Source organism: Clostridioides sp. LIBA-2809 (genome assembly GCF_056688965.1).
Genome location: NZ_CP197004.1, coordinates 1,897,315 through 1,922,836 on the forward strand (window position 1 = coordinate 1,897,315; position 25,522 = coordinate 1,922,836).

A 25,522-nucleotide genomic window follows, 5' to 3' on the forward strand; every position below is an offset into this window, starting at 1 on the left:
AGTGGTTTAATTCGCCTTAAGAAAATGAGTGAGTAAAATTAATTTTTACTAATAAGAGTGGTAACACGGATTTATATTCGTCTCTTGGATTTTTCCAAGAGGCGTTTTTTATTATAAAATTATTTCAGAAAATTTAAAACTATATATTAAATGAAAAATATAAATATATGATAGTTAATAAATTTATAAATTAGAAAATTGTAAAATATACTAGACTCAGTGACTTTACGATTTAAATGGAGGGATGAAAATGGAAGAAGAAAAAATTAACTATGCTCTGGAACAGGTTCCAGAGAATCAAAAACGTGGTTGGGTGGCCATGTTTTCAGTTTTAGTAGCAATAGGTGTGGATTTATCATCTGTTATTTTAGGGGCTGAATTGGCACAGAGTATGCCAATGAAACAAGCAATATTATCAGTAATTGTTGGTTCATTTTTTTCTGCAATTTTGTATACTACATGCTCTTTAGTTGGTTCATCTACAAGCCTATCTACATCTATGATAACAAAGTATGTGTTTGGAGAAGCTGGAGCAAAAATATTTTCTCTAGTTATAGGGGTTTCTTTATTAGGGTGGTTTGGAGTTCAAGTAGGTTTCTTTGCCCAAAATGCACAAATAATAATAGAAGATATATTTAATCTAGATATTAGTATGCAAATTCTAAGCCTCATAGGCGGTCTCTTGATGATGAGTACAGCTATTTATGGATATAAGGCAATGGAAAAATTAAGTGTGTATTCAGTACCTTTCTTATTAATTCTTATGATGTTAACTATATTTTTGGCTTTTAGAGCAAATGGAATTCCAGTTGATGATAATATGAAATCTACTATGACATTTGCAGGAGGAGTTTCTCTATCAATGAGTATAATAATAGTTGGTGCAATAGTATCTCCTGATATAAGTCGTTGGGCTAAAAGTAGAAGAGATTGTGCACTTTCAAGTTTCTTGGGAATACAATTTGGAAATGCCTTTATGATAGTAGTTTCAATAATACTAGTAAAATGTATGGGAACTTCAGATATTATGAGAATTTTTATTACATTGGGAATTGCTATACCAGGTATAATTGTTCTTACCTTAGCTCAATGGACTACAAACACAAGTAATGTTTATTCAGCATCACTAAGTATAGCACTTGTACTTAAAAAAGCACCTGAGAAAGTATTAACTATAGTTCTTGGTATTGTAGCAACATTATTAGCTGTATTTGGAATATATGAAGGTTTTATAGGATTTTTAAATTTACTTGGAATTGTAATTGCACCTGTTGGTGGTGTATATACAGCAGAATATTACATAGTAAAACAAGAGCTTAAAGGTTTTGATAAGGGTGTACTATATAAACCAATAGTTAAACGTTCAATAGCATCTTGGGTAATTGGGATACTGATAACTTACCTTTCAACATATGGATTTATAACTCTTACTACTATAGCTCCTTTAGATGGATTTATAGCAGGGTTTGTAGTACAATCTATTATTGGAAAAGTGCTTTGTTCAGCAAAAAATAAGCAAAATACAGATAAAGCAGTATAATGAAATTTGTTTATAAAGTATAAAATAAATTTGAAATATGAGGAGAAAGTAACATGAGATTTTTAACAGAAGAAAGTGTAGATAAAATAGCAGTTGGTGCAGCAGTACTTGGAACTGGAGGTGGAGGTGACCCATATGTAGGTAAATTGGTTGCAAAACAGGCAATTAAAAAATATGGTCCTGTAAAAGTAATAAGTTTAGATGAACTTGATGATGATGCTCTAGTAGTTCCAGTATCTGGTATGGGTTCTCCTGTAATTACAATAGAAAAATTACTTTCTGAGGTGGAATTAACTACACCTTTAGAAATAATGGAGAAGTTAATAAACAGAAAAGTAGATGTTATAATTCCTATAGAAATAGGTGGAATAAACTCACTTATGCCAATAGCAGTTGCTGCAAAAAAAGGACTACCTATTTTGGATGCTGATTCTATGGGGAGAGCTTTTCCTGAAGCTCAAATGGTAACTTTTTATCTTGAAGGGTATGAGGCATCACCTGCTGTAATGTCTGATGAAAAAGGAAATTCTGCTATTCTTTATCCTGTGGATGGAATTTGGTCAGAAAGACTAGCTAGAACTCTAACTGTGGAAATGGGAGGAAGTTCTTCTATTAGTGACTATAATTTAAGTGGAGCTCAAGTTAAAAAAGCTGCTATAGGTAATACACTTACAATAGCTGAAACTATAGGTGGATTTTTGCTTGAAAATAAATCTGATTCAAAAGGTGCTGTTGAGAATATATTAAAAGAATTAAAAGGATATAAATTGTTTGAAGGAAAGGTAATTGATATTAAGAGAGAATTGAAAGGTGGATTTACTAGAGGACACGCCTTTTTTGCCGGAATTAATGAATATGATGGAGAGTATTCTATATTATTTCAAAATGAGAATTTAATTGCAAAAAAAGGTGATACACCACTTTGTATTACGCCAGATTTAATAGCAGTGTTAGATTTAGAAACTGGATTTCCAATAACTACAGAAAGAATAAAATACGGTTCTCGTGTTATGGTAGTAGCTTTTCCTTGTAATGAAAAATGGAGAACAGAAAAAGGAATTGAGACAGTTGGACCTGGATACTTTGGATATGATGTGGAATATAAAACAGTAGAAGAATTACAAGGAAAATAAAATTTTAGGAGGAAATTTTGATGTATCGTGTAGGAATTGACGTTGGAGGAACAAATACAGATGCTTGTATACTGGATGGGGAATTAAAAGTAATTCATTCAGTTAAAGTAGCAACTACAAAAGATGTTGAAACTGGTGTTTATAATGCCTTAAAAAAAGTTATAGATGAAAGTGAAATTGACCATTCTTTAATAAAGTATGCTATGCTTGGTACAACTCATTGTACAAATGCTATTGTAGAAAGAAAAAGATTAAATAATGTAGCAATGATAAGAATAGGAAAGCCAGCAACCACTGCTATTCTCCCTTTTATAGATTGGCCAGAAGATTTAAGAGAAAAAATAGAATTAGATTCAATACTGGTATCTGGTGGATATGAATTTGATTAAAAAATAGCTACGCACACTTGCGACTTTAGTCATGAGTTAGTAGCTAAAATAGTCAGCATATAGGGAAACTTATATGTAGAGATAGGATAGAACCTATCCAATACTACTTGAATTGCTGGAAACCCCTAAAGCTAACCAAACTAAAACATAAGGATGAAATAAACCTAAGTGTGAAAGTTACGAAAGTAGAAAAAATTGGTTAGATGGTATAAGGTTAAACCCTAAGTACTTTAAAATGGGCAATCAGCAGGTAAGCTCCGAATAGGAGAAACTTCAACGACTATTCCTCTTGAGGGAAGTACACTACAAGCTATTGGTAGTGGAAGTGGGTAGACCTTAACGGATAATGCCGAAGGATAAGATATAGTCTGTGCTTGCATGAAAGTGTAAGAAGTTCATAAGAGAACTGCATAGGAAGTAGCGAACTTATGTGAACGACAACCTCAAAAATGATAAAAGTTAAGACTTACGGTTCTTACATATGCTATTTAAAAATAAATATAAAAACCTTTAAAATACTTGTTTAAAAAAATTGCACTTGTTAATATTAGGATGGTGATGAAAAATTGAAGTGACTCAGATATGTATATTTAGTACAATACCATATAACATGGTGTGTAAAATATAGACATCCAGTATTAACAAATGAAATTGAAGAAGATTTAATTAATATATTTAGTTGTTACTGTATCAGAAAATACAAAGGAGCAGATAAGAAAATATATTAATTAATCAGAAAAAACAAGTAAAGTGAGGTGATAGTAGTGGAAAAGGCATATAAGTTTAGAATGTATCCAAATAAAAAGCAACAAGAGTTAATTAACAAAACTTTTGGATGTTGTAGATTTGTATATAATAAGTATCTTGCTAAAAAAATAGAAGTTTATGAAAACAATAAAGAAACTTTTACTTATAAACAGTGCAGTTCTGATTTGACCAATTTAAAAAAAGAATTAGAGTGGCTTAAAGAACCTGACAAATTTTCACTACAAAATACCTTAAAAGATTTAGAAAACGCATATAAAAAATTCTTTAAAGAAAATGCAGGATTTCCTAAATTTAAATCAAAGAAAACTAATAGGTTTTCATATAAAACTAACTTTACAAATGGAAATATTATGTACTGTAGTCAATATATAAAATTACCTAAAATTGGTATGGTTAAAGTGAGAGATAAACAAGTACCTCAAGGGAGAATACTTAATGCTACTATATCCAAAGAACCAAGTGGTAAATATTATGTATCATTATGTTGTACTGATATAGAGATTGAAGCATTTGAAAATACTAATAATCAGATAGGTTTAGATTTAGGAATTAAAGAATTTTGTATCTCAAGTTGTGGACAATTTATAGAAAATCCTAAGTATCTTCAAAAGTCATTAAACAAACTTGCTAAATTACAAAGAGAATTATCAAGAAAAACAATTGGTAGTTTAAATAGAAATAAAGCAAGGTTAAAAGTTGCAAGACTTCAAGAACATATAGCTAATCGTCGAGAGGATTTTTTACAAAAACTATCTACTAAATTAATACGAGAGAATGATATTATTTGCATAGAAGATTTACAAGTAAAGAATATGACTAGAAATCATAAACTATCTCGCTCTATTTTTGATGTATCATGGTCAGAATTTGTTCGTCAATTAGAATACAAGGCTAATTGGTATGGTAGACAAATTGTAAAGGTAGGTAAATTCTTTGCAAGTTCACAAATATGCAATAAATGTGGGTACAAAAACGAGGAAATTAAGGATTTAAATATAAGAGAATGGATTTGTCCTTGTTGTAATGTAACTCACAATAGAGATATAAATGCAAGTATAAATATACTAAAAGAAGGGTTAAGACTAATAAGAGTTTAAAATAAATAACGTATGTAAGAACCGTAGGAACTACGGGGATAGCCTGTGGAGAATTGGTAAGACATATTTTAGTATGCAAAATTCTATGAAGCAGGAACCCTGTGACTTTAGTCATAGGAGGTTCAGGGTAGAAAGATAAATGAACTTTGCAAAGAAGAAGTTGTAGAATTTTGTAATAAAATAAAAGACAGAGTGGAAAGTGTTGCAATAAGTGGAGTATTTGCTCCAGTAAATAAACAACAAGAAGAGGAAGTTGCAAAGTGGGTTAGAGAAATTTTAGGTGATATTCCTATATCTTTATCAAATGAAATAGGTAATATAGGTATACTAGAAAGAGAAAATGGAGCCATTTTAAATTCTGCATTATCTCAAGTAGGTAAAGCAGTATCTTTAGGATTTGAAAAAGCGCTTAAAGATTTAGGTATAGATGCACAAATTTATTTTAGTCAAAATGATGGAACATTAATGAATTTAGAGTATACAATGAAATATCCAATTTTTACAATTGGATGTGGAATAACAAATTCTATCAGAGGAGCTTCTTTCTTGTCAGAAGTAAAAAATGCAATAGTACTTGATGTTGGAGGTACTACAAGTGACCTAGGTGTACTATACAATGGATTCCCTAGAGAATCATCAATTCCTGTTACAATTGGAGGAGTACATACAAACTTTAGAATGCCAGATGTTTTAACTATTGGTCTTGCTGGTGGGACATGTGTAAAAGGTGAAAAAGATAATATAAAGATAGGTCCTGAAAGTGTTGGATATAAAATAACTGAAGATGCAATAATATTTGGTGGAGATACTTTAACTTTATCAGATGTTGTGACAAAGTTAGATATGGCATTTGAAGATAGAAAAACTAATGTTGAACATTTAGATAAAGAGTATTGTGATGAGGTATATAAAAAGGTAATTTTAAAACTAGAGGATGCTGTAGACCAAATGAAAACTAGCCAAGGTGATGTTGAGTTAGTTTTAACAGGTGGAGGGAGTATAATTGTTCCTGAAAAATTAAAAGGCATAAGTAATGTTATAAGACCTCCTCATTATACTGCTGCAAATGCTATTGGTGCAGCATTAGGACAAATAAGTGGAGATGTAGAAAAAGTATATAGTTTAGATAAAATGTCTAGAGAAGATGCTATAGAAGATGCAAAACAAGAGGCAGTAAATAAAGCTCTAAAGGCTGGTGCTAAAAAAGATACTATAGAAGTATTAAACATAGAAGATGTTCCACTTGCATACCTTCCTGGAAATGCACTTCTTATAAAAGTAAAAGTTGTTGGTGATTTAATTTAAAGAAGAATTTAATTATTTTTAAAATTATTTTAAATATAAAAAAATCGGTGCTTAATTTGTACCGATTTTTGTTTTTTAGTAAAGAACTCGTTTTTTTGCTTCTGCTATAGCTCTAGCAGCACTTTTTGCTTGTATTCTTTTTTCTTCTTCTTTTTTGAACGCATTTATTGTTTCATTTAAATTTTTATCATGTTCATTTTTTTCTTTATCTTCATTTTCTCTATATACTAATACATAATTTATTATTGATTCATTTATTATCTGGGATATACTCTTATTCTCATTAATTCCTATCCTTTTAACTTCTTTGAGTAATGTTTCATCAATATGAACCGTTGTTTGCTTTGTGTTTTTTGCCATGTTAATCACCTCTTAAAAAGAATTTTAACATTAAAATTTTTTTTAGTCAATAAATTTTAATATTAAAATTCTTTAAAGGTTTTATTTGATTTTCTAAAATTTTCTATTGCATTTATCATGTTATTTTTTATATTTTCACCTAATATAGAAGACTTTAGTCTAGGGTTTTTAATATGGTCATAAATTGGCTCTAAAAATTCGACTTCAACTGGAAGAGAATTAATTTTACCAATAGGTTGATACCCTTCATAAGTATCTTTTGAATTTTTTATTACTAGTGGAACAATAGGGCATTTTGCTTTATATGCTATTTTTAAAGCTCCACTTCTAAAATCCGATACTAGTGAATTTGGTTCTTTAATCCATGTTAAATCTCCTTCTGGAAATACTGCCATACTTTGACCTTTAAGTATATTTTGAGAGGCTTCAGTAATACTTTTTATTCCTTCTCGATTGTTTTTTCTGTTTACATATACACATCTTAGTAATTTTGCCCATTCTTTAAATATAGGTATATTTCTCCAAACTGGTTCGTCTGCAATTACACATCCAATTGGTCTTTCTACACTTGCTGCTAATATGAAGCTATCGAGCATACTAGAATGATTTACAACAAATAGAAGTGGTTCTTTTGGTAGTGTATCTTTTCCAATTATGTTAAGGTCTATATTTACTATATCTAAAGATTTTCTAGCTTGTTTTTGCATAAATTCAAATTTTTCTTTTAAGCTAAATTTATCAGGATTTTTTTTAATTTTAATGAGTCTAGGTATAGAAGATGTAAAGCCTATAAGTTGATATGTAGCAAATTTTAAGTAATTATTCATAAAATTATCTCCTTAAAATAAAATTATTTATTACTGTAAAGATTTTAACATAAAATAAAATTTAAGTCTATTTTAATTCCATTATATAATCTATATTTAAAATAGATAGATATTAAAATTTTATACTTTTAATTTTATAAATTAGATTTTATCAATAAATTACTATTCTATTAAATTGACTTAATAACCTTTAAATTCAATTATAAAAACTGTTGCAGATTACCAACAACAGTTTAAAAAGAGCTACTTTATAATATAGAAATGATATATATTAACTCATAAGGCTAGCAATAGCCCATTCTTTACACTGAGCAATTCTTTTTCCATCATCACCTTGTTCTTTGTCATATGCAAATTGATTAAGCATCTCACATGGAAATGTATCACATTGACCACAATGTGTAAGATTTTTATTTTCACAACATGATTTTACAGGACATTCTTCACCCCAAAAAGGCTTGTCAATGCATGTACATCCTTTGCAATTGACCTTTTCTTTATACTCACATTCATAACACAAAATTCCACATCTTGATTCTATCATTCTGACTCACTCCTTAAATATAAATTTTATATGATTGTACATCAAAATTTATACTTTTCATTGTAAAAATCGGACAAATTTTTTATATAGGTTGTTGGATTAACTCCACAGATAGATTTAAAATCATTTATAAAATGGGATTGGTCGTAATAACCAATCTCTTGTGCTAAAGTTGTAAATGGTATTCTATTATTTTTCACTTCTTGTAATACAATATTTATACGAAGTAGTCTTAGATATGATTTAACACTCATACCAAGAGAATTATTAAAAATTCTGTTTAAATGACGTTCACTATAACAACTTATTTGAGAAATATTTTTAACTGACATAATAGAGTCCTGTTTTCTTGCATTTTCAAGTATTGGGATAGTCACATCTACTATATCTGATTTGAATAAATATGATAAAAATAGCATATCTAATTCTTCTATTAATTCTTTTATAGTACTTGTTTTTTCAAAAATAGAATTAATCTCTGAGCTAAATAATGTATTAAAATCTTCAAGTTTAATTTTTAAATCTGTGGATTCTCTTTGAGAAAGACCTGTCAAATAATACATTCCACCTGGACGAAACTCAACAAATACCCTGAAGAGTACACTTTCTATATCATTTTTTACAACAATAGTTTTTGTTGTAGCTCCCCAAAATTCACTCTCCATACATTTCTTATCAAATTTAAATATCATACATCCACTAGCATCAGGTATTAATGTAAGATTTTCTTTAATATTTATATCTGGAATAGATATTGTATAGTGTGCTATATATGGTCTTAACAATTTATTTGGCAAAATATATGTATACTGTTTGCAAGTATTTAAAATATTGTTGATTATTTCATTCATAAGTATTTCCTCCTAATATATCAAAAACAAATATGCTAATTTATTTTGATATATATAATAAACAAATTCTGATTTAACTAAAATATTTCAATAAGGTACTCTTGTTAAATTCGGATACAATAATTGTAAAATAAAATTTCAAAATATACAATTACTATAAATTATAGATACTCAACAAATATAGATATTAAAGAAGAACAGATATAAATTAGAATCAGAAAATAATAGTGTTACTTTCATAATAAATACATATAAAGATATTTTTAAGAATAAAATTTATTATTAAATAAAAAATAAAGGAGAGTGGTTTAATAGCATGGCATCAAAACAAATACCAAGAAATAATTTAGAAAAGTTTTTGAGAATAAGAGTTTTATCACATACAGGCGACAAAATACATATAAAATTACCTGTGAATTTTGCAAAGAGAATGATTGAGAATAATGCTTTAGACTTATTTAATGGGAAAGATGATGTAGTTGATGGTAAAAAGGTTACTGAAATATTAGTCAAGGCATTTGACTATGACTTAACTGGAGAAGTAGTTCATTTGGAGAGAAAAAATGGAGATATTATTAAGGTTTCAATTGTACAATAGAACTAATTTATATGAATTTTATTTTGAAAAAATATAACTAATTGAGAATCAGTAAGAAAGTGTAGCTTATTGTTAGCATATAATACACATTTATAATTTATAGATGTGTATTTTTTATATGTAAAGTTTAAATGTCCATATTATAAAACTGTTACAATTTTGAAAATAGATGTAAATATATGTTGTATAGTATAATATTTATTTAGAAAAATTCATTTATCAATACAGAAATTTTAATTCAATGTTAGTTCTATTTGAAGGAATAGATAGATTGTTTGATAAAAATATCAGGAAATATTAAAAATAGATTTGGAAGCAGTTAATGCTTTTAAATTAGTATGGAATTATCATTAATCAATAAGAAAAAGGGTAATAGATAGAACTAATATATTCTATTTTACTTCATGATATTGAATTTTCTTGTAAGTTAGATTGCATAACGATATAATACTTTTATGAATTAGAATTTGTTTAAATACATTTTGATAAATGAGATAAACAAAGGGGGAGAAGAATTGTGAGTAAAATAATGGAATTTGATAGTAAAGAGAATTTCAGAAAATGGCTATATGATAATTGCCTGTCAAGCACAGGAATTTGGATTTTATTTGGAAAAGCAGGTGGACCAAAAACAATAAAGGCAGATGAAGCACTTGAGGAAGCTCTTTGTTTTGGATGGATAGATGGACAGATGAAAAGCATTGATGATAAAACTTATAAAAAGTATTTTTCTCTACGTAGAGAGAAAAGCAAGTGGTCAGAGAAAAATAAGGTATTAGCTAAATCTCTTGAAGAACAAGGGTTTATGACTGATTATGGAAGAAAGAAAATTGAGGAAGCTCAAAAAAATGGTCAATGGGAGGCTATAAACTCTATAGTAGTTACAGAAGAGCAGATATCCTCTTTATCGACTTTACTAAAAGAGTATGAGCCTGCTTATACCAATTTTTGTGCTATGTCCTTGTCAATAAAGAAAATCTATACACGAGCATACTTTGATGCAAAGACAGATGCTGGACGTGAAAGGCGAATATTATGGATGGTTGAAAGACTTAATAAAAATCTAAAACCTATGTAAATGTTACACTTATATTATTTTAGAAGGTATAATTTTAAAATGAGAAACATTTGATGTATCTATATTATAATTGAATGAGTTATCAAAAATTACAAGAATATATTATGATAATTTATTTTTGACAACAACCTTCAGTTTGTTTGGGCTGTTAATCCAAGAGGTTAACTGCTTTTTTGTGCAAAAAGGACACCTTATTGGTGCCCATAATCAAATTATATTCTTTTAAATTGAATTTTTTCATTTAAACATAAAGCTTCAAATCTGTATGCATCTGTCATCTCATAAAAACCAAAAAATATAAAACCATCACGAGAAGTAAATTCATATTGTATATCTTCACTTTTCAATATCTTTTCTACCTCGTCTGTTTTTTCGCTATATATAATTCCTACCATATAATTTATCATTGTAGAGCCCCTCCTATTAAATATGAAAATATCCAAATATATAATAACACATTTAGATAATGTAATAATATTAAAAAATAAAATAAACTTATTAAATTAGGATATTAAATTTTTAGCAAAATATTTATAAATAATCTAGATAATAATTGTTTTATAACAAAAGGATAATATAAGAATTTTAATCTTGTATAAAAAATAAGAAGCTATAAATAATATAAGTATCATTTATAGCTTCTTATTTTTTATTGATTATGATTACATATAAAAGTAATCACTATATTTTTTGTTTAAGTTTTAATACTTGTTTTACGATATTTGTTGAGTGGTCAGAAATTCTTTCTAAATTAGTAAGTAAATCAAGATAAAGCACACCAGCATCAATTGTACAATTTCCATTATTTAATCTAATCATGTGTGAATTTCTAAAAGTTTTTTCTAAGTAATTTACTTCATTTTCGACTTCTAAAACTTTATTTGCTAACTCAAAATCTTTAACATCTAAAACTATTAAAGCATCTTTGAAGTTAGTCATAGTCTTATTGTATATTTCATAGATTTCTTTTATTGCACTATCAGAGAAATTAACATTCATTTCTTTAACACTCATAGCTAATTCAGCTATATTTTCTGCGTGGTCAGATACTCTTTCAATGTCATTTACAGTGTTAAAAAGTAAATCTGTTCTAAAACGTTCATCGTCTCTAAGAGGTTCTTTAGAAAGTTTTAGTAGATAGTTCAGTATATCTTTCTGTAATTTATTGACAACTTTTTCTGATTCAAAAGTTTTATTAATATCATCACTACTCTTATTTAAGAATCCTGCAATTGCATGTTCTAAAGAATTTGTAGCTTTATGTCCCATTCTTACAACTTCTTGTACAGTATTACCAAGTGCTATAGATGGAGTACTAAACATTCTTTCATCTAAGTACTTAGTATTATTTACTACTTCTGATTCAGTTTCTCTAATAGGTATAAGTTTACTTGCTAATTTAACTATGTATTTAGAAAATGGTAATAATATTATAACATTTGTAAGGTTAAATAAAGTATGTGCATTTGCTATTTGTCTAGCCGTATCAGTTGGGTCAAAATGAGTAACTATAGCTGATATAGGTTTATTTAAAACAAGCATAAATATGATTGTACCAATTACATTAAAACTTAGATGCATTACAGCTGCACGTCTAGCATTTCTGCTTGCACCAACACTTGATAAAAGTGAAGTAACACAAGTACCGATATTATCTCCATAAAGGATAGGTAAAGCAGCTGATAGAGGTAGTATACCTTGAGAAGCTAAGGCTATTAACATACCCATAGATGCACTTGAACTTTGTATAATACCAGTTATAGCAAATCCTGCTAATATACCCAATACAGGGTTTTTACTAAAATATAAAAGTACATCAGTAAATGCTTTGTACTCAGCAAGTGGAGCCACTGCATCTTTCATAAATTCCATTCCTGTAAACAATATACCAAAGCCAATAAGTATTTCAGATAAATGTTTTGTTTTTTGATTTGATGTAAATAAATAGAATACAATACCTACACCAAGAGCAATTGGTGCTATTCCTTCAAGATTAAATGAAACTAATTGGGCAGTAACTGTCGTACCGATATTTGCTCCCATTATTACACCAATAGCTTGACTTAGATTCATTATTCCTGCATTTACAAATCCTACAACCATAACAGTAGTAGCACTTGAACTTTGTATAATACCTGTAACAACTGTACCTACCAGTACACCCATAACAACATTACTTGTTAAGAGTTCAATAATTTTCTTTAATTTGTCTCCTGCCGATTTTTGTAGACCTTCTCCCATTAAACTCATTCCATAAAGAAAAAGTCCAAGCCCACCGATAAGACTAATTGCTATATTCACGATATTTCCTCCCTTAAGAAATTAATAAATTTTTTATCTGAATTATAAACTTTATTAACTAAAATTTATTGTTTCCTTAATATAGAATAACAAATTTTGTCAATAAAAATATTAATGTTTTGTTAAGTATACGTTAAGAGAATGTTAAATATTTAAGTTGTTGTTAATTTAAGAAAATTTGCTATATATAGCAATTTAAAGACTTGGACTAATATTTAGGTCATTTTATGTATAGTTGATTTAACAAAGAATTAACTCTATTTGTAAAAAGCATGTAAAAAATATCATCCTTTTTAGAATGATATTTTTTAATTATAAATATTCTTATATTCAATTGGTGTAAGATTATTAAACTTTTTAAAAACCATGCTATAGTAGTTTTGACTATTGAATCCAACGAGTACAGCAACATCCAAAATAGATAAATCTTTTTTTAGTAGGTATTTTTTACTTTTTTCAACTCTAACTTTATTGAGGAAATTAGTAAAAGTATATCCGCTTTCTTTTTTAAATAGAGAGCAAAAATAACTTTTATTAAGTTGTAGGTCATTACATATATCGGTTACTGTTATATCTTCTGAGTAGTTTTTATGAATATAATCTATAGTTTTCTTTACATAAAAGCTAAGAGCTGGTTTATGTTTCATTTTATCATGACATATTTCTGATAAAAGATTGGATATATAATCTAAACATGATAAAGGTTTAAATGGAATGTCTACAAACTCTATATCATCATTGATACAAGACTTAAAAGGACCTACAATAAAATAACCACTAGAGACATCAAACTTATGTATGGGCATAACTAAAATATGTATGTCATCACAAAAACTTAGCATTATATAGGAAAGATTTTTATTAGATATAAAATCTGTACTATTTATGTTCTTAAATATATTTAAACTTGAAAAATATATTTCTAAAGTAGAGTTATATCCAATACTGCAAATGTCTTTTAAATCCTTACTAACTGCTTTTGTTGGAATATTACAGCAGTCAAAAAAATCGTTAATGATAAGTTCCATATCATCTTTAAAATCTTTCAAAAAATCACCTCTTTTAAATTTATACAAATATTTTTATAAAAAAACAAATATAGTTAAGAATTAAAAACATATATCAATTAAAATAGTTATTGCGAATGATAATTAATTTCGTTAAATAATATTATGATGTAAGAGAGGTAGAAAGTCAATGAAAAAAATAGCTATTTATGGGAAAGGAGGAATTGGAAAATCAACAACAACTTCCAATTTATCAGCATCACTTTCTCATTTAGGATATAAGGTAATGCAAATAGGATGTGACCCAAAATCTGATTCAACAAAAAATTTGATGAAAGGAAAATTTATACCAACAGTACTTGATGTAATGAAAGAAAAAAAGGAAGAGCTAAAGCTTGAAGACATAGTGTTTGAAGGATATGGAGGAGTATTATGCATTGAGGCTGGAGGGCCGACTCCAGGTGTAGGATGTGCAGGAAGAGGTATAATAGCAGCTTTTGAAAAATTAGAAGAATTAAAAGCATTTGAAATATATAATCCAGATGTAGTAATTTATGATGTTCTAGGAGATGTTGTTTGTGGAGGTTTCTCAATGCCAATAAGAAATGGATTTGCAAAGGAAGTGTACATAGTAACTTCTGGAGAAATGATGTCAATGTACGCTGCAAGTAATATATCTTTAGCTGTAGAACAATTTAAAAACAGAGGATATGCCTCTTTAAAAGGTCTTATATTAAATGCCAAGAACGTTGAAAATGAAAGGAAATTAGTTGAAAAATTGGCAGATGAAATAAAAAGTGAAGTTTTTCATTACATACCAAGAAATAAAATTGTACAGCAGTCTGAAAATAATGGACGAACTGTTATAGAAGAAGATAAATACAATGAAATGTCAGAAGTATATATAAATCTTGCAAATAAAATTATGCAAAATAATTAAAAAATATATGTCTAAAATAAAGTTTATTGTGGAGGGAATTTTATGAAATTAAAAAAGTTATGCTCAGTATTTTTACTTAGCTCATTAATATTAACAGGGTGCTCAAAACCATCAGATAGTGAATCTAAGGAGACAAATAATAATGTAAATGTAGCTTCAGCTACAGTGGCAGCGACACAAGTCCTAGATAAATTGGATGCTACATTGGTAGGAATACCAACAACCAAATCTGATTTACCTGAAAAATATAAAAATTTGCCAGAAGTAGGACAGGCTATGAATCCAGATTTAGAAATTGTAGCATCTCTAAAACCAGATGTATTTGTAGTTGATAGTATGTTTAAAGAAAATGTTGAAAAAAGCATGAAGGAATATAACTTAGATACCTTTTATTTTGAGACTGGTACATATACAAAATTTCTTAAAAGTATAGAAAGTTTAGGAGAAAAAATAAATAAACAGAGTGAAGCAAAAAAACTTATTGATGAATTAGAAGGAGTAGAACAATCTGTAGTAGAAAAATCAAAAAAACAAGCAAAAAAACCAAAGGTAGCAATATTATTTGGTGGTGGAAACAATTTTATGTTAGCTACAAAAAGCTCATATCTTGGAGATTTAATAAAAACAGTAGGTGCTGAAAATATAGCTGATAATTTAACAGATAATGTAGAGTCAGGTTATATACAGTTTAGTTTAGAACAAATTTTAAAAGAAAATCCAGATTATATACTTAGATTTGCACATGGAAATATTGAAGAGACTAAGAAAGCATTTGATGACTCTTTTGAAAAAAATCCTGCATGGGCAACATTAGACGCAGTAAAAAATGGGAAAGTTATAGATTTAGATTCAAGTATATTTAATGTATCTGCAAATATATATGTTAAAGATTCAATAAATAAATTAGGAGATATCTTGTATGGAGATAAATAAATTTTAGGTGAATAATATGGATAATAAAAAAATTTTATTAATAATTACAGGCATGATAACTGTAATTGTTTTGCTAATTCTTTTTTCTACTATAGGCAGTGTAAACTTAAGTCTTAAAGAGATATTTGATGCACTAATAAATGAAAATAATCCAATGGTTACTACAATTGTATATAAGATGAGATTACCTAGAAATATATTAGCAGCATTAGTTGGAGCGAATTTAGCTGTTTCTGGTCTGTTGTTACAAGCTGTTATGAAAAACCCATTAGCAGACCCTGGAATAACAGGTATATCAACAGGAGCAAGTGTAGCTGCTATTATAATATTGCTTCTATTTCCACAATACACAAGTATGTTACCAATAGTTGCTTTTATAGGAGGTCTTATATCTTGTGCAGTTGTATATTTAATGGCATATAAAAATGGTCTTAGACCAGAGAGAATTATACTAGCTGGTGTAGCAGTAAACACTATATTAGGTGGTGTGATATCATATTTATCAACTATGTATAGCGAAAGAATCCAAAGTGCAATGTTATGGTTAAATGGGAGTTTGGCAACAAAAACATGGTTAGATGTAAATATGTTGATATGGTATTCTATTGCAGGTCTTATAGGGGCGGTTTTCCTTATCAGAAGTGCAAATGTACTACAATTAGGAGATGATGCAGCTACAAATCTAGGTTTTAATGTAAATAGAAGTAGATTTGTAATATCATTAGTAGCAATATTTCTAGCTGGAGTTTCCACTTCTATAGTAGGTGTTATTAGTTTTGTAGGTCTAATAGTGCCACATATAACACGTATGTTACTTGGTAGTGACCATAAATATACAATCCCATTTAGTATAATCTTAGGAAGTATAGTTTTATTAATTGCAGACACATTAGCAAGAACAATAGGAGGCTCAATAGAGATTCCAGTGGGTGTTATTATGTCCATAATAGGAGGTCCATTCTTCTTATACTTATTAAGAAAGAGAGGCAGTTATTAATGTTTAATATAAAAGATATTACAATAGGATATGAAGATAAAATTGTCATAGACAACCTGAGTGTAAGCATAAAAAAAAGCGAAGTAGTCTCTATATTAGGACCAAATGGTTCAGGAAAGTCTACACTTCTTAAATCATTGTCTAGAATATTGAAAATCAAACAAGGTGACATATATATTGGTAAAAAAAATATGAAAGTCATGAGTAATAAAGAAATTTCAAGACAAGTTGCATTATTAGCTCAACATAATGTCTCTTTAAAAGATATAAAGGTAAAAGACTTAATATACTATGGGAGAATACCACATAAAGGTTTTTTTGAAGGTAAAAATAAGAACGATGATGAGATAGTGACTTGGGCGATGAGAAATACAGGTCTTGAAACATATAAAGATAAATTGGTGAGTAATCTATCTGGAGGTGAAAGGCAAAGGGTATGGTTAGCGATGGCTCTTTGTCAAAAGCCAGATATACTTTTATTAGATGAACCAACAACATATTTAGATATATCTCATCAATTAGAACTTATGGAACTTATAAAAGATATAAATAAAAAATTTAAAATGACTATAATTATGGTTTTACATGATATAAATCAAGCAAGTAAATATAGTGATAGACTTATTATTATGAATAAAGGTTCTATAGTAGCAGATGGTCATCCTAACAAGGTAATAAGTGAAAAAATAATAAAAGATGTCTATAAAGTGAAATGTGATATAGATGTAGACCCAATTAGTAAAAAGCCTAGGATTCATCCAATAATGCTATGTAGAAGAACTAGCAGTATATGAAAGTTTAATAATTGATAATTAAAGAAAAAAAGTTACTGTCCATGTAGTTTTATAATCTTAAAATTACATGGGTAGTAAGATTAGAAAGGAAAAAATATGTATACTTTAGATATATTAAATAGATTAAAAGATATAGATTGTGATAAAGATATAAAGTCTTTATCATATGCTGTATTCCCAGGAACACATTGTCCATTGTTTGGAGTTGTATTGACTGCATCATATATAAAGAATATGGCCCTTGTAATAGTAGGAACTAATGAATGTACTTACTATAGTAAAAATTTTGCATATCATAGACAATTTGGCAGAGATAGTGTTTATTCAGTAGTATTAAAAGATAAAGATATAGTTTTTGGAGCAGAAAAAAAAGTAGTAGAGGCTGTAAAGTATATTTCAGAAACTGAAAAATTTGATGCAATAATGATAGTAACTACATGTGTACCAGAATTAATAGGCGAAGATTATAATGCTTTGTCTAGTGAATTAGAAGATATTATTGGAATACCTGTCTTAACGGTTAATACAGAGCATTATACTTGTAATTCCCATATACTTGGTATGACTAGAGCTTTAAAAAGTTTATCATCAGTTATGGAACGTTATAAAAATAAAGAAGGAGTTAATATTTTAGGTCATAGACAAGAGAATGTAGAAGATACAGAACTTGTAAAATTGCTTGTAAAAGAAGATGTAAAAATAAATTGTGTAATCCCATCTAAGTGTACTATAAAAGACATTAAAAGTGCATCTAGTGCTAAGTTAAACATAGTGACAGACATGATAGCTTTGGATTTAGCAGAAGATATGAAAAATAAGTTTGGGATAGAATACATATATTTTGATAAAAACATGAAAGAATCAATTATAATAGAAAACTATAATAAGCTTTGTAAAATTTTAGATATAGATGTACAAGATGAGTTATCAAAGCAAAGACAGACATACAATTCATTATTGAGTGAATGTAGGTTTTTATTAGAGGGTAAAAAATTAATTTATGGAAATACACCAATGATGGCATTTGAAACAGTTGATTTTTTAACTGAGTTAGGATTGGTTCCAGAATTTATTCAAGTGAGAGAGCTTTATGAACAAGATAGTTTATTTAAAGATAACATAATAAAAAAAGGATATAATCCATATGTAAGTAGAATTGCAAATATAGCGCCACTTAGAAATTTATATGAAACTATAAATGCAGATATTTATATAGGGCATGAAAACCCAATGTTATTAAGAGAGAAAGGGCTTATACAAATAACATTAGATGAACATGCACAAAAAATAGGTTTTGAGCTTCCTATAGGAATAATGGAAACTTTAATAAAACTATTCGATGTAAAAAAATCGGCAAGAAAGGAAGTGATTTAATATGGAAATATATAAATATTTTCCAAATCCTTCTGATAGAATGGGAATAATATTTACAGTATCATCAATAAATGAAGCTTGTGTCATAGAATTTGGACCATCAGGCACAACTCATTATGCTGTAGAAGCAATTGGAAGTCTCAATGGCGAAGATAAGGCTAAAATCTATTCAACTCATATGAGTGAAAGTGATGTTACTTTTGGAAACTATGATAGATTAGAGAAAGCTATAATTGAAATAGATAATAATATCAGACCCAAGTATATTTTTGTAATGGCTTCATCGGTATCTTCAATTATAGGTACAGATATAATCGGGATATGTAACATTTTAAGTGAGTCTGTAAGTTGTAAATTAATTCCAATTACAACAGGTGGTTTAAGAGATGATTATAACCAAGGCGTAGAAGAGCTTCTATATATATTAGCAAAAGAAGTTGTTAAAGATAGTAATGAAAAATTTGATAGTTTTAATATAATTGGATGTACTATAGACCAATTTAATTTTTTATCAGATTGTGAAGAAATTAAAAGGATGATGAAGACGTTTTTTAAAAAAGAAGTAAATGCAACTTTTACATCATATACATCAATAGATGAGATAGAAAATGCGTCCAAATCAAGCTTAAATATAGTTCTTAGAAAAGAAGGTATAAAAGCAGCTGATTTTATGAAAGATAAGTACAATATACCATATGTGTATAAGAAACCTTATGGAATAAAAAATACTGAAGAGTTTATAAATGAAATACAAAAAGTAACTAAATGGGATTTAGATAAAAATGCTTATGAAGATGAAGTTTCTAGTATAAAGAAATATTTATTTAATATAAAAAGAAAGTTTTATTTTTATGAAGAAAGTAAAAAATGTGCTGTATTTGGAGATTATGATACTGCTTTGGGTTTCAGAGACTTGTTAGAGGAATTAGGTCTTGAAGTTGATAGAGTTAACATCTTACATAATGCAGATTGTAATGATAAATCTGTCTATATTGGAAACGATGAACTGGATAGAAGTAAATATTTAAAGGAGAGTGACTTATTAGTATTACTTGCAGATGGTGCTAGTATAGATATGAAACACAATTCAAAACTGGATATACAAATAAGTAATCCAAATCTAAAAAGTGTAAATATATATCCATATACTCCATTTGTAGGTCTAAGGGGAATTCTTTATATAATCGAAAAAATACTAAATATATAGCTCTAAATACATAGAAAATATGCAAAATTGTTTATTGTGGATATAGTTATTAAAAATGAATACATGTTTTATTAAAATAACTTATGAGTTGTGTTAGAAACCCTAAGATATTGGATATAATATAATAAATAGGTAAATTTTGTAATTAAAAGTATATAGAATTTATCTTAATTATAGGGGAAGTGGGGATATGTTATGGAAAGATTAAAGGAACTCATAGAGAGAAAATTTTTAAAGGATGTAGAACTTTTAGAATTAGAAGACATAGAAAATGTAATAGAATGTAAAATGACACAACCATATAACGCTCATTATAATGAATACTTAGTGAAAGTAAAAAATGGAGATATAGTAGAAGAGTATTTTGTGTACTTAAAACATAGATAAATATAAAAGAGGTATGTCTTTATTGTACTGTTTAAAAATAAAGACAAGCCTCTTTTATCGTAAATATAAAAACTATAAAGTTTTTATTTATTTAATTTTTTCAACAACATTAGTTAATATTGAGTCTAAATCATTGCTAATTTCTGTAACTCCATTATGAGTGATATCTATAATTTCTTTAGTCATAGGAAGTTCTCCTAAAAGTTCTAAATCCAAATCATTTAAAAATGTTTCAGTAGATTCTCCATCAAATAATTTTATTTTTTTAGAACAATCAGGGCACTGGATATAACTCATGTTTTCAATAACTCCAAGAACATTTATGTTCATTTTTTTAGCCATATTAACAGCTTTTGATACAATCATAGACACTAAGTCTTGAGGTACTGAAACCATAACTATTCCACTTATAGGTATAGATTGCATAACTGTTAATGCAACATCTCCAGTACCAGGAGGCATATCTATTAATAAATAGTCTAACTCCTCCCAAAGAACATCAGTATAAAATTGTTTTACAACACCTCCAAGTAAAGGTCCTCTCCATACAACAGGTTCATTTTCATCATCTATCATAAGGTTTATAGACATTACTTTTATGTTATTTGAGTTTTCTACAGGATAAATATAAGAGCCATCAGAATAAGCTTTTACATTTTTTACACCCATAAGTCTAGGAATACTTGGTCCAGTTATATCTGAATCTAATATACCAACCTTATATCCCATTTTGTTTAGTTTATTAGCAAGTAAAGCAGTTACAGTTGATTTTCCAACCCCACCTTTCCCACTCATAACACCAATTATTTTTCCAAATTTATTGTTAGGGTTATTTTCAATAGAACAATTTGATTGACTATTACAATTTCCCTTTGATGGACATGAATTACAATCTGCCATATCTATTACCTCCAAGCTTTAATATTTATTAGATTATTTGCAACCTACATATACTATTTTAGTACAATTGAACCATAAAGTCATTATTTAAAAGCAACTTAGAGTATTTTCTATTTATTGATTTATAATTTATAATAAAAAAAGAAGGTAATAAAAAAATTATAACCTTCTCGAAAAAGTGATTATTTCAATTGACCTATAGACATTAATCATATAAATATATATAAAATATTTCAACATATTTTGCATAACTGGTCATTTTATAGGTGTAACTGGGAATTAGATGTATATTTTATAAAAATTTGCTAAAAAAACAATTAAAAATTGCAAAGAAAAAAGATATAATTAGAAATGTAGTAATAAATGTTTTATTATAGATAATAGAGCTTAAGTATTTTAAATAATATTTGGAGGAGTATAGATGGAATTAAGACCAAGAAGTGCAAAACTAGAAGAATTCGATAAAGTAATAGAATTAATAAACTATGTATTTAGGGTATCAAGAAATCATAAGCCAACTATGATGGAGGAATTTCCTATCCTGTTAAATAAAAATAATGTAGAAAATATGATTGTAATATCAGAAGATAATAAAATAGTTTCAGATGTAAACTATCTAATTCAAGATGTATCTATTCAAGGAAATAATTTGAAGGTTGCAGCCATTGGTGGAGTGTGTACTCATCCAGATTATGAAAAAAAGGGATATTCATCTAAGATATTGGATAAAGTAGAAGAAAAAATGTTTTATGATGGTGTAGATGTTGTAATCATTTCAGGAACAAGAACTTTATACAGTAGAAGAAATTGTAGTTTGGTAAAAAGTTTCTATAAATATACAATAAAACCTGAGAATGTGAAAATACCATATGAAATAGTCGAATTTGATGAAACTAATTTTGAAAAAGATGATGATTTAAATAAAATGGTTGCACTATATAATCAAAATAGCACTAGATTCATAAGAACAAAAGATGAGTTCAAAAAATTATTACATGCGGCAACTATTGCTTGGGGACCAATTGATTACAAGAAGGTATTTATAAAAGAAAATAATAATGTTATAGGATATTTAATAATAAGAACAATAAAAAAAGAAAATTCTATTGTAGGAGAAGTGGCTGAGATAGGTTTAAACTCTGTAAACGTTGAAAATGTATTGAAATATGTTACAAATAAATTTGGTTTAGAATACTTAGATTATAAAGTACACGTGAGAAATCTTAAAGACCAATTACAAGGTAGTGAAATAAAAACTTTAGATTATCAACAAGGAACGATGAAAATAATAAATTTTGTAAAATTGTGTGATAACCTAAGAAGTTATTTTAATCAATATGTAGATTCTGAGATATTAAAATATATGGAATTTAAACAACTTGAAAATAAATATATTATTAAATATAAAGAAGAAGAACTTGTAATAGAAAGTTTGGATAAACTTAATAAACTGTTTTTTGAAAAAAACGAAGAGCAATACAATGAGTTTAAACATTTAAAAAATATACATGAATTTGCAACAAAGGTATTTCCTTTAGATTTTCCATGGACTGCAAATTTAAATTATCAATAATTGTGTGCTTTTCGACTGTATTCAATGAAAATGGATTATGTCTAAAGAGAGTTCTTATTAAATAACATAAATTAGTGTATGTTAAAAAAGTGTTAAAAAAAGAAATTTTGTGAGATATTAGAAGGGATGAAATTATTATATGGACATACTTGATGATATAGCAGAATGTATATTAAATATGGGTGTAGACAATATAGAAAATCTAGTTAAAATTGCAATAGATAAAAACATTAATGTAGAAGATATTTATGAATATGGCTTAAATAAAGGTATGATAGGAGCTTTAGATAAATTTGAGAACAAAGAATACTATCTTTCAGAAGTTATAGTATGTACAGATGCATTAAATAAAGGAATTAATCTTTTGAAAGGAACTGGAAAAGTAAAGAAAAAATCAAAGGGAGTAATTCTGATGTCTGTAGTAGAAGGAGATACCCATGAGATAGGAAAAAACATTGTAAAAGTAATGGTAGAAGCTACTGGATACAAGGTTATTGATTTAGGTGTAAATAGAAAAAGTGAAGATATAATAGAGGAAGCTATAAAAAACAATGTGGATATAATAGGCTTATCTTCAATGATGACAACTACCATGGAGAACATGAAGTCAGTCATAAATGAGCTTAATAGGATTAAGATGGATAAAAAACCTAAAGTAATAATTGGTGGAGGTCCTGTAAGTATGGAGTTTGCAGAAGAAATCGGAGCAGATGGATATAGCTCAAATGCTCCAAAAGCAGTCAAATTAATAAACAAACTTATAGGAGGTGAAGTTTAAGATGTTTTCAGACATGACTTTACTTCAATATATAAACAGTGAAGATAGAGGTTTTTTTCTTCCTGATATGGGGACAAATGGATTATTTCTAATAAATAAAAAGGCCTATGAAGTATATGATAGTGTAGATATACAACTAGAATTAGCAAAGACTATGGACAAGTATTTTGAATCAGATTTTATATATTCATTCTGTGATGGTATTACATTTTGTGAGACTTTAGGTCTAGAGACACTAAGACCAGATTATGATTTTCCAAGTGTATTAACACATACTATAACTGATAGGGAAAAATTAAGAAAGCTAGAAGTTCCAGACCCTTATACGAGTGGACGTATGACACTTAATATAGAAAGTTTGTCACTTATATCAAAAAGTATAAAAAAACCATTATATGAGGCTATACAAGGTCCGTTTACACTTGCAGGTCAATTAGCTGGAGCTACACAACTTTTGAGATGTATAATAACTGATAAAAAATTTGTGGAAGAGTTATTGGAATTTACAACTGAATTGGTAAGAAGATATGCTGTGGCTGCAAATAAAGCAGGAGCCAAATATATTTCAATAGCAGAACCAACATCAGTGACCTTAAGCAAAGATAGATTTGATGAGTATATAGTAAAAAATTTAAATAAAATCTATGATGAACTTGATTGTTGGAAAGGTATGCATATATGTGGAGATACTAGAGAATTATTAGACAATATGTTAAATTGTAATATAGATGCAGTGAGTTTAGACCAAATTTTAGACTATGAAGAAATTGCTCCAATGATTCCTAGAGATATAGTATTGATTGGTAACTTAGACCCAATAAAACTTCTTGGACGCTCTAATCCAGATAAAATTAGGAGAGAGACACTAAAGTTGTTAAAGAAGATGAGAGGTTATGACAATTTCTTATGTAACTTTGGATGTAACTGTTTAAATACCACTCCAGTAGAAAATTTACAAGCAGCTATAAAGGCAGGAAGAATTAGTTATAAAGAATTAGATAGGATTGATATTAATGAATTATAATAATAATGAAAATAAATCTTTTTTAGAATATCTAAATTTAGAAGATATTTTTATAGATAAAAATATTGTGTTAAAGTTTTTAGGGTATGGAAATAGGAAAGCTCCAGATACGATTAGTGAAATTGTTGAGAGAGAAATAAAAAATATAAATGATAATTTAGATATTAAGATATATATAAGTGAAGTTGACATTAATAGAATGCCTAAAAAGTGTAAAAAAGCATTTGCTATACTGTACACAATAGGAGATAAGATTGACATCAAGATGAATGACTATATGAAAAATTGCAATATGATGGCAGGGTTAGCCTTGGATAAAATAGGTGTAGTATGCTTAGATTGTATTAATGAAAAAATAAAAAGATACTTAAAAAAAGAATATAGTAATCTCAATATATCATATGAGATATATCCAGGAGATAAAGATTTTGAGGTTGAGAAACAAAGAGATATTTATAACTATATAAAAAATAAATATAATAATGTAGAAATAGAAATCAATAATTATCATCAACTATCACCTATAAAGAGTGTTGCAATGCTTATTTTAATGGGAGATGAAGAAAATCTCGAATCAAGATGTAGTAAATGTCCTCAAAAATGCTTTTAGATATCTTCAAGATTGAAACTTGTTTTATGTATGAATAGCAATGATTTTTTTAGTTACATTTGTAAGCTGAAAAACATAGCAAAAATACATTGCATCATATCAGTACTGAAACGTAAAAATTGAATAAAGTATATAGATTACAAAATGCCATAAAAAAGATATTCAAAAAAGATGTTCCATAGTCGATTTTTAGCCGTTCAGAAGTGG

At 27.8% G+C, this 25,522-nt stretch carries 26 protein-coding genes, 2 pseudogenes and 1 other annotated feature (1 of these 29 cut by a window edge); of the genes and pseudogenes, 20 read left to right on the forward strand and 8 right to left on the reverse strand.

What is annotated here, in order from left to right; genetic code table 11:
• Positions 1-88, forward strand: a binding site (T-box leader) (it extends 124 nt beyond the left edge of the window).
• Between the two features lie 162 nt (positions 89-250).
• From ACTG44_RS09100 to ACTG44_RS09130, 7 genes and pseudogenes are all read left to right on the forward strand, one after another.
• On the forward strand, positions 251-1,540 hold the full coding sequence (locus ACTG44_RS09100; RefSeq protein ID WP_479921614.1) for a cytosine permease: 1,290 nt from the start codon (positions 251-253) through the stop codon (positions 1,538-1,540).
• A 53-nt stretch (positions 1,541-1,593) separates the two neighbouring features.
• On the forward strand, positions 1,594-2,673 hold the full coding sequence (locus ACTG44_RS09105) for a DUF917 domain-containing protein (RefSeq protein WP_021384507.1): 1,080 nt from the start codon (positions 1,594-1,596) through the stop codon (positions 2,671-2,673).
• 20 nt (positions 2,674-2,693) lie between these two features.
• Positions 2,694-3,062, forward strand: a complete 369-nt coding sequence (locus tag ACTG44_RS09110) for an ROK family protein (protein ID WP_479918653.1) — start codon at positions 2,694-2,696, stop codon at positions 3,060-3,062.
• Positions 3,063-3,643: 581 nt separating this feature from the next.
• Positions 3,644-3,742 (forward strand): annotated as a pseudogene (locus ACTG44_RS09115) (transposase); the annotation flags it as partial.
• A 75-nt stretch (positions 3,743-3,817) separates the two neighbouring features.
• Entirely contained in the window at positions 3,818-4,927 is a 1,110-nt protein-coding gene (tnpB, locus tag ACTG44_RS09120) for an IS200/IS605 family element RNA-guided endonuclease TnpB (protein WP_479921615.1), read from the forward strand.
• A 132-nt stretch (positions 4,928-5,059) separates the two neighbouring features.
• Positions 5,060-5,191: pseudogene (locus ACTG44_RS09125) on the forward strand (hydantoinase/oxoprolinase N-terminal domain-containing protein); the annotation flags it as partial.
• Positions 5,192-5,251: 60 nt separating this feature from the next.
• Positions 5,252-6,232 carry a hydantoinase/oxoprolinase family protein gene (locus ACTG44_RS09130; RefSeq protein WP_479918785.1) on the forward strand — a complete coding sequence of 327 codons (981 nt, stop codon included), beginning with the start codon at positions 5,252-5,254 and terminating at the stop codon, positions 6,230-6,232.
• A 75-nt stretch (positions 6,233-6,307) separates the two neighbouring features.
• Here ACTG44_RS09130 and ACTG44_RS09135 read toward each other — a convergent pair whose 3' ends face one another.
• The 4 genes from ACTG44_RS09135 to ACTG44_RS09150 all read right to left on the reverse strand — a co-directional run bounded on the left by ACTG44_RS09135 (position 6,308) and on the right by ACTG44_RS09150 (position 8,814).
• On the reverse strand, positions 6,308-6,592 hold the full coding sequence (locus ACTG44_RS09135; RefSeq protein ID WP_021384547.1) for a hypothetical protein: 285 nt from the start codon (positions 6,590-6,592) through the stop codon (positions 6,308-6,310).
• Between the two features lie 62 nt (positions 6,593-6,654).
• Entirely contained in the window at positions 6,655-7,419 is a 765-nt protein-coding gene (locus ACTG44_RS09140; RefSeq protein WP_479918655.1) for a lysophospholipid acyltransferase family protein, read from the reverse strand.
• A 271-nt stretch (positions 7,420-7,690) separates the two neighbouring features.
• Entirely contained in the window at positions 7,691-7,963 is a 273-nt protein-coding gene (locus ACTG44_RS09145; RefSeq protein ID WP_021384536.1) for a DUF3795 domain-containing protein, read from the reverse strand.
• A gap of 41 nt (positions 7,964-8,004) precedes the next feature.
• Positions 8,005-8,814 carry a helix-turn-helix domain-containing protein gene (locus ACTG44_RS09150; RefSeq protein ID WP_479921616.1) on the reverse strand — a complete coding sequence of 270 codons (810 nt, stop codon included), beginning with the start codon at positions 8,812-8,814 and terminating at the stop codon, positions 8,005-8,007.
• 316 nt (positions 8,815-9,130) lie between these two features.
• Here ACTG44_RS09150 and ACTG44_RS09155 point away from each other — a divergent pair, with 316 nt between their 5' ends.
• Both ACTG44_RS09155 and ACTG44_RS09160 read left to right on the forward strand, forming a co-directional pair.
• Positions 9,131-9,412, forward strand: a complete 282-nt coding sequence (locus tag ACTG44_RS09155) for a hypothetical protein (RefSeq protein ID WP_004454426.1) — start codon at positions 9,131-9,133, stop codon at positions 9,410-9,412.
• Positions 9,413-9,929: 517 nt separating this feature from the next.
• Complete coding sequence (locus tag ACTG44_RS09160; RefSeq protein ID WP_479921617.1) at positions 9,930-10,490, forward strand: YdeI/OmpD-associated family protein; 561 nt, start codon at positions 9,930-9,932, stop codon at positions 10,488-10,490.
• 212 nt (positions 10,491-10,702) lie between these two features.
• On the opposite strand, the gene ACTG44_RS09165 is transcribed toward ACTG44_RS09160, so the two are convergent.
• The 3 genes from ACTG44_RS09165 to ACTG44_RS09175 form a co-directional block, all read right to left on the reverse strand.
• Complete coding sequence (locus ACTG44_RS09165) at positions 10,703-10,897, reverse strand: peptide ABC transporter substrate-binding protein (RefSeq protein WP_479921618.1); 195 nt, start codon at positions 10,895-10,897, stop codon at positions 10,703-10,705.
• Between the two features lie 274 nt (positions 10,898-11,171).
• Positions 11,172-12,791 (reverse strand): Na/Pi cotransporter family protein, encoded by a 1,620-nt coding sequence (locus tag ACTG44_RS09170; protein WP_479918658.1) that lies wholly within the window; start codon positions 12,789-12,791, stop codon positions 11,172-11,174.
• Between the two features lie 308 nt (positions 12,792-13,099).
• Entirely contained in the window at positions 13,100-13,840 is a 741-nt protein-coding gene (locus ACTG44_RS09175; protein WP_479918659.1) for a helix-turn-helix transcriptional regulator, read from the reverse strand.
• A gap of 148 nt (positions 13,841-13,988) precedes the next feature.
• Between ACTG44_RS09175 and ACTG44_RS09180 the strand changes: the two genes are divergently transcribed.
• The 7 genes from ACTG44_RS09180 (at position 13,989) to ACTG44_RS09210 (ending at position 20,430) form a co-directional block, all read left to right on the forward strand.
• The gene (locus ACTG44_RS09180) at positions 13,989-14,738 is read left to right on the forward strand and encodes a nucleotide-binding protein (protein ID WP_021384542.1); all 750 of its coding nucleotides are present in this window, start codon (positions 13,989-13,991) and stop codon (positions 14,736-14,738) included.
• Positions 14,739-14,780: 42 nt separating this feature from the next.
• Positions 14,781-15,671 (forward strand): ABC transporter substrate-binding protein, encoded by an 891-nt coding sequence (locus tag ACTG44_RS09185; RefSeq protein WP_479921619.1) that lies wholly within the window; start codon positions 14,781-14,783, stop codon positions 15,669-15,671.
• A gap of 16 nt (positions 15,672-15,687) precedes the next feature.
• Complete coding sequence (locus ACTG44_RS09190; protein WP_479921620.1) at positions 15,688-16,668, forward strand: FecCD family ABC transporter permease; 981 nt, start codon at positions 15,688-15,690, stop codon at positions 16,666-16,668.
• Positions 16,668-17,462: an ABC transporter ATP-binding protein gene (locus tag ACTG44_RS09195; protein WP_021384554.1), complete on the forward strand. Its 795-nt coding sequence runs from the start codon at positions 16,668-16,670 to the stop codon at positions 17,460-17,462. Before ACTG44_RS09190 ends, ACTG44_RS09195 begins: the two co-directional genes overlap by 1 nt.
• Positions 17,463-17,558: 96 nt before the next feature.
• Positions 17,559-18,836, forward strand: coding sequence for a nitrogenase component 1 (locus ACTG44_RS09200; protein WP_479921621.1), 1,278 nt, complete (start codon positions 17,559-17,561; stop codon positions 18,834-18,836).
• Between the two features lies 1 nt (position 18,837).
• Positions 18,838-20,043, forward strand: coding sequence for a nitrogenase component 1 (locus ACTG44_RS09205; RefSeq protein WP_479918662.1), 1,206 nt, complete (start codon positions 18,838-18,840; stop codon positions 20,041-20,043).
• 195 nt (positions 20,044-20,238) lie between these two features.
• On the forward strand, positions 20,239-20,430 hold the full coding sequence (locus ACTG44_RS09210; RefSeq protein WP_021384545.1) for a hypothetical protein: 192 nt from the start codon (positions 20,239-20,241) through the stop codon (positions 20,428-20,430).
• An 87-nt stretch (positions 20,431-20,517) separates the two neighbouring features.
• Here the strand turns inward: ACTG44_RS09210 and ACTG44_RS09215 are convergent, their stop codons facing one another.
• The gene (locus ACTG44_RS09215) at positions 20,518-21,330 is read right to left on the reverse strand and encodes an Mrp/NBP35 family ATP-binding protein (RefSeq protein ID WP_021384552.1); all 813 of its coding nucleotides are present in this window, start codon (positions 21,328-21,330) and stop codon (positions 20,518-20,520) included.
• A gap of 421 nt (positions 21,331-21,751) precedes the next feature.
• On the opposite strand from ACTG44_RS09215, the gene ACTG44_RS09220 reads away from it, so the two are divergent.
• The 4 genes from ACTG44_RS09220 to ACTG44_RS09235 all read left to right on the forward strand — a co-directional run bounded on the left by ACTG44_RS09220 (position 21,752) and on the right by ACTG44_RS09235 (position 25,315).
• Positions 21,752-22,903, forward strand: coding sequence for a GNAT family N-acetyltransferase (locus tag ACTG44_RS09220; protein ID WP_021384570.1), 1,152 nt, complete (start codon positions 21,752-21,754; stop codon positions 22,901-22,903).
• Between the two features lie 139 nt (positions 22,904-23,042).
• Positions 23,043-23,681 (forward strand): cobalamin B12-binding domain-containing protein, encoded by a 639-nt coding sequence (locus tag ACTG44_RS09225; RefSeq protein WP_021384517.1) that lies wholly within the window; start codon positions 23,043-23,045, stop codon positions 23,679-23,681.
• Position 23,682: 1 nt separating this feature from the next.
• Entirely contained in the window at positions 23,683-24,705 is a 1,023-nt protein-coding gene (locus ACTG44_RS09230) for a uroporphyrinogen decarboxylase family protein (RefSeq protein ID WP_479921622.1), read from the forward strand.
• Positions 24,695-25,315: a vitamin B12 dependent methionine synthase activation domain protein gene (locus tag ACTG44_RS09235; RefSeq protein ID WP_021384540.1), complete on the forward strand. Its 621-nt coding sequence runs from the start codon at positions 24,695-24,697 to the stop codon at positions 25,313-25,315. Before ACTG44_RS09230 ends, ACTG44_RS09235 begins: the two co-directional genes overlap by 11 nt.
• Positions 25,316-25,522 lie beyond the last annotated feature (207 nt).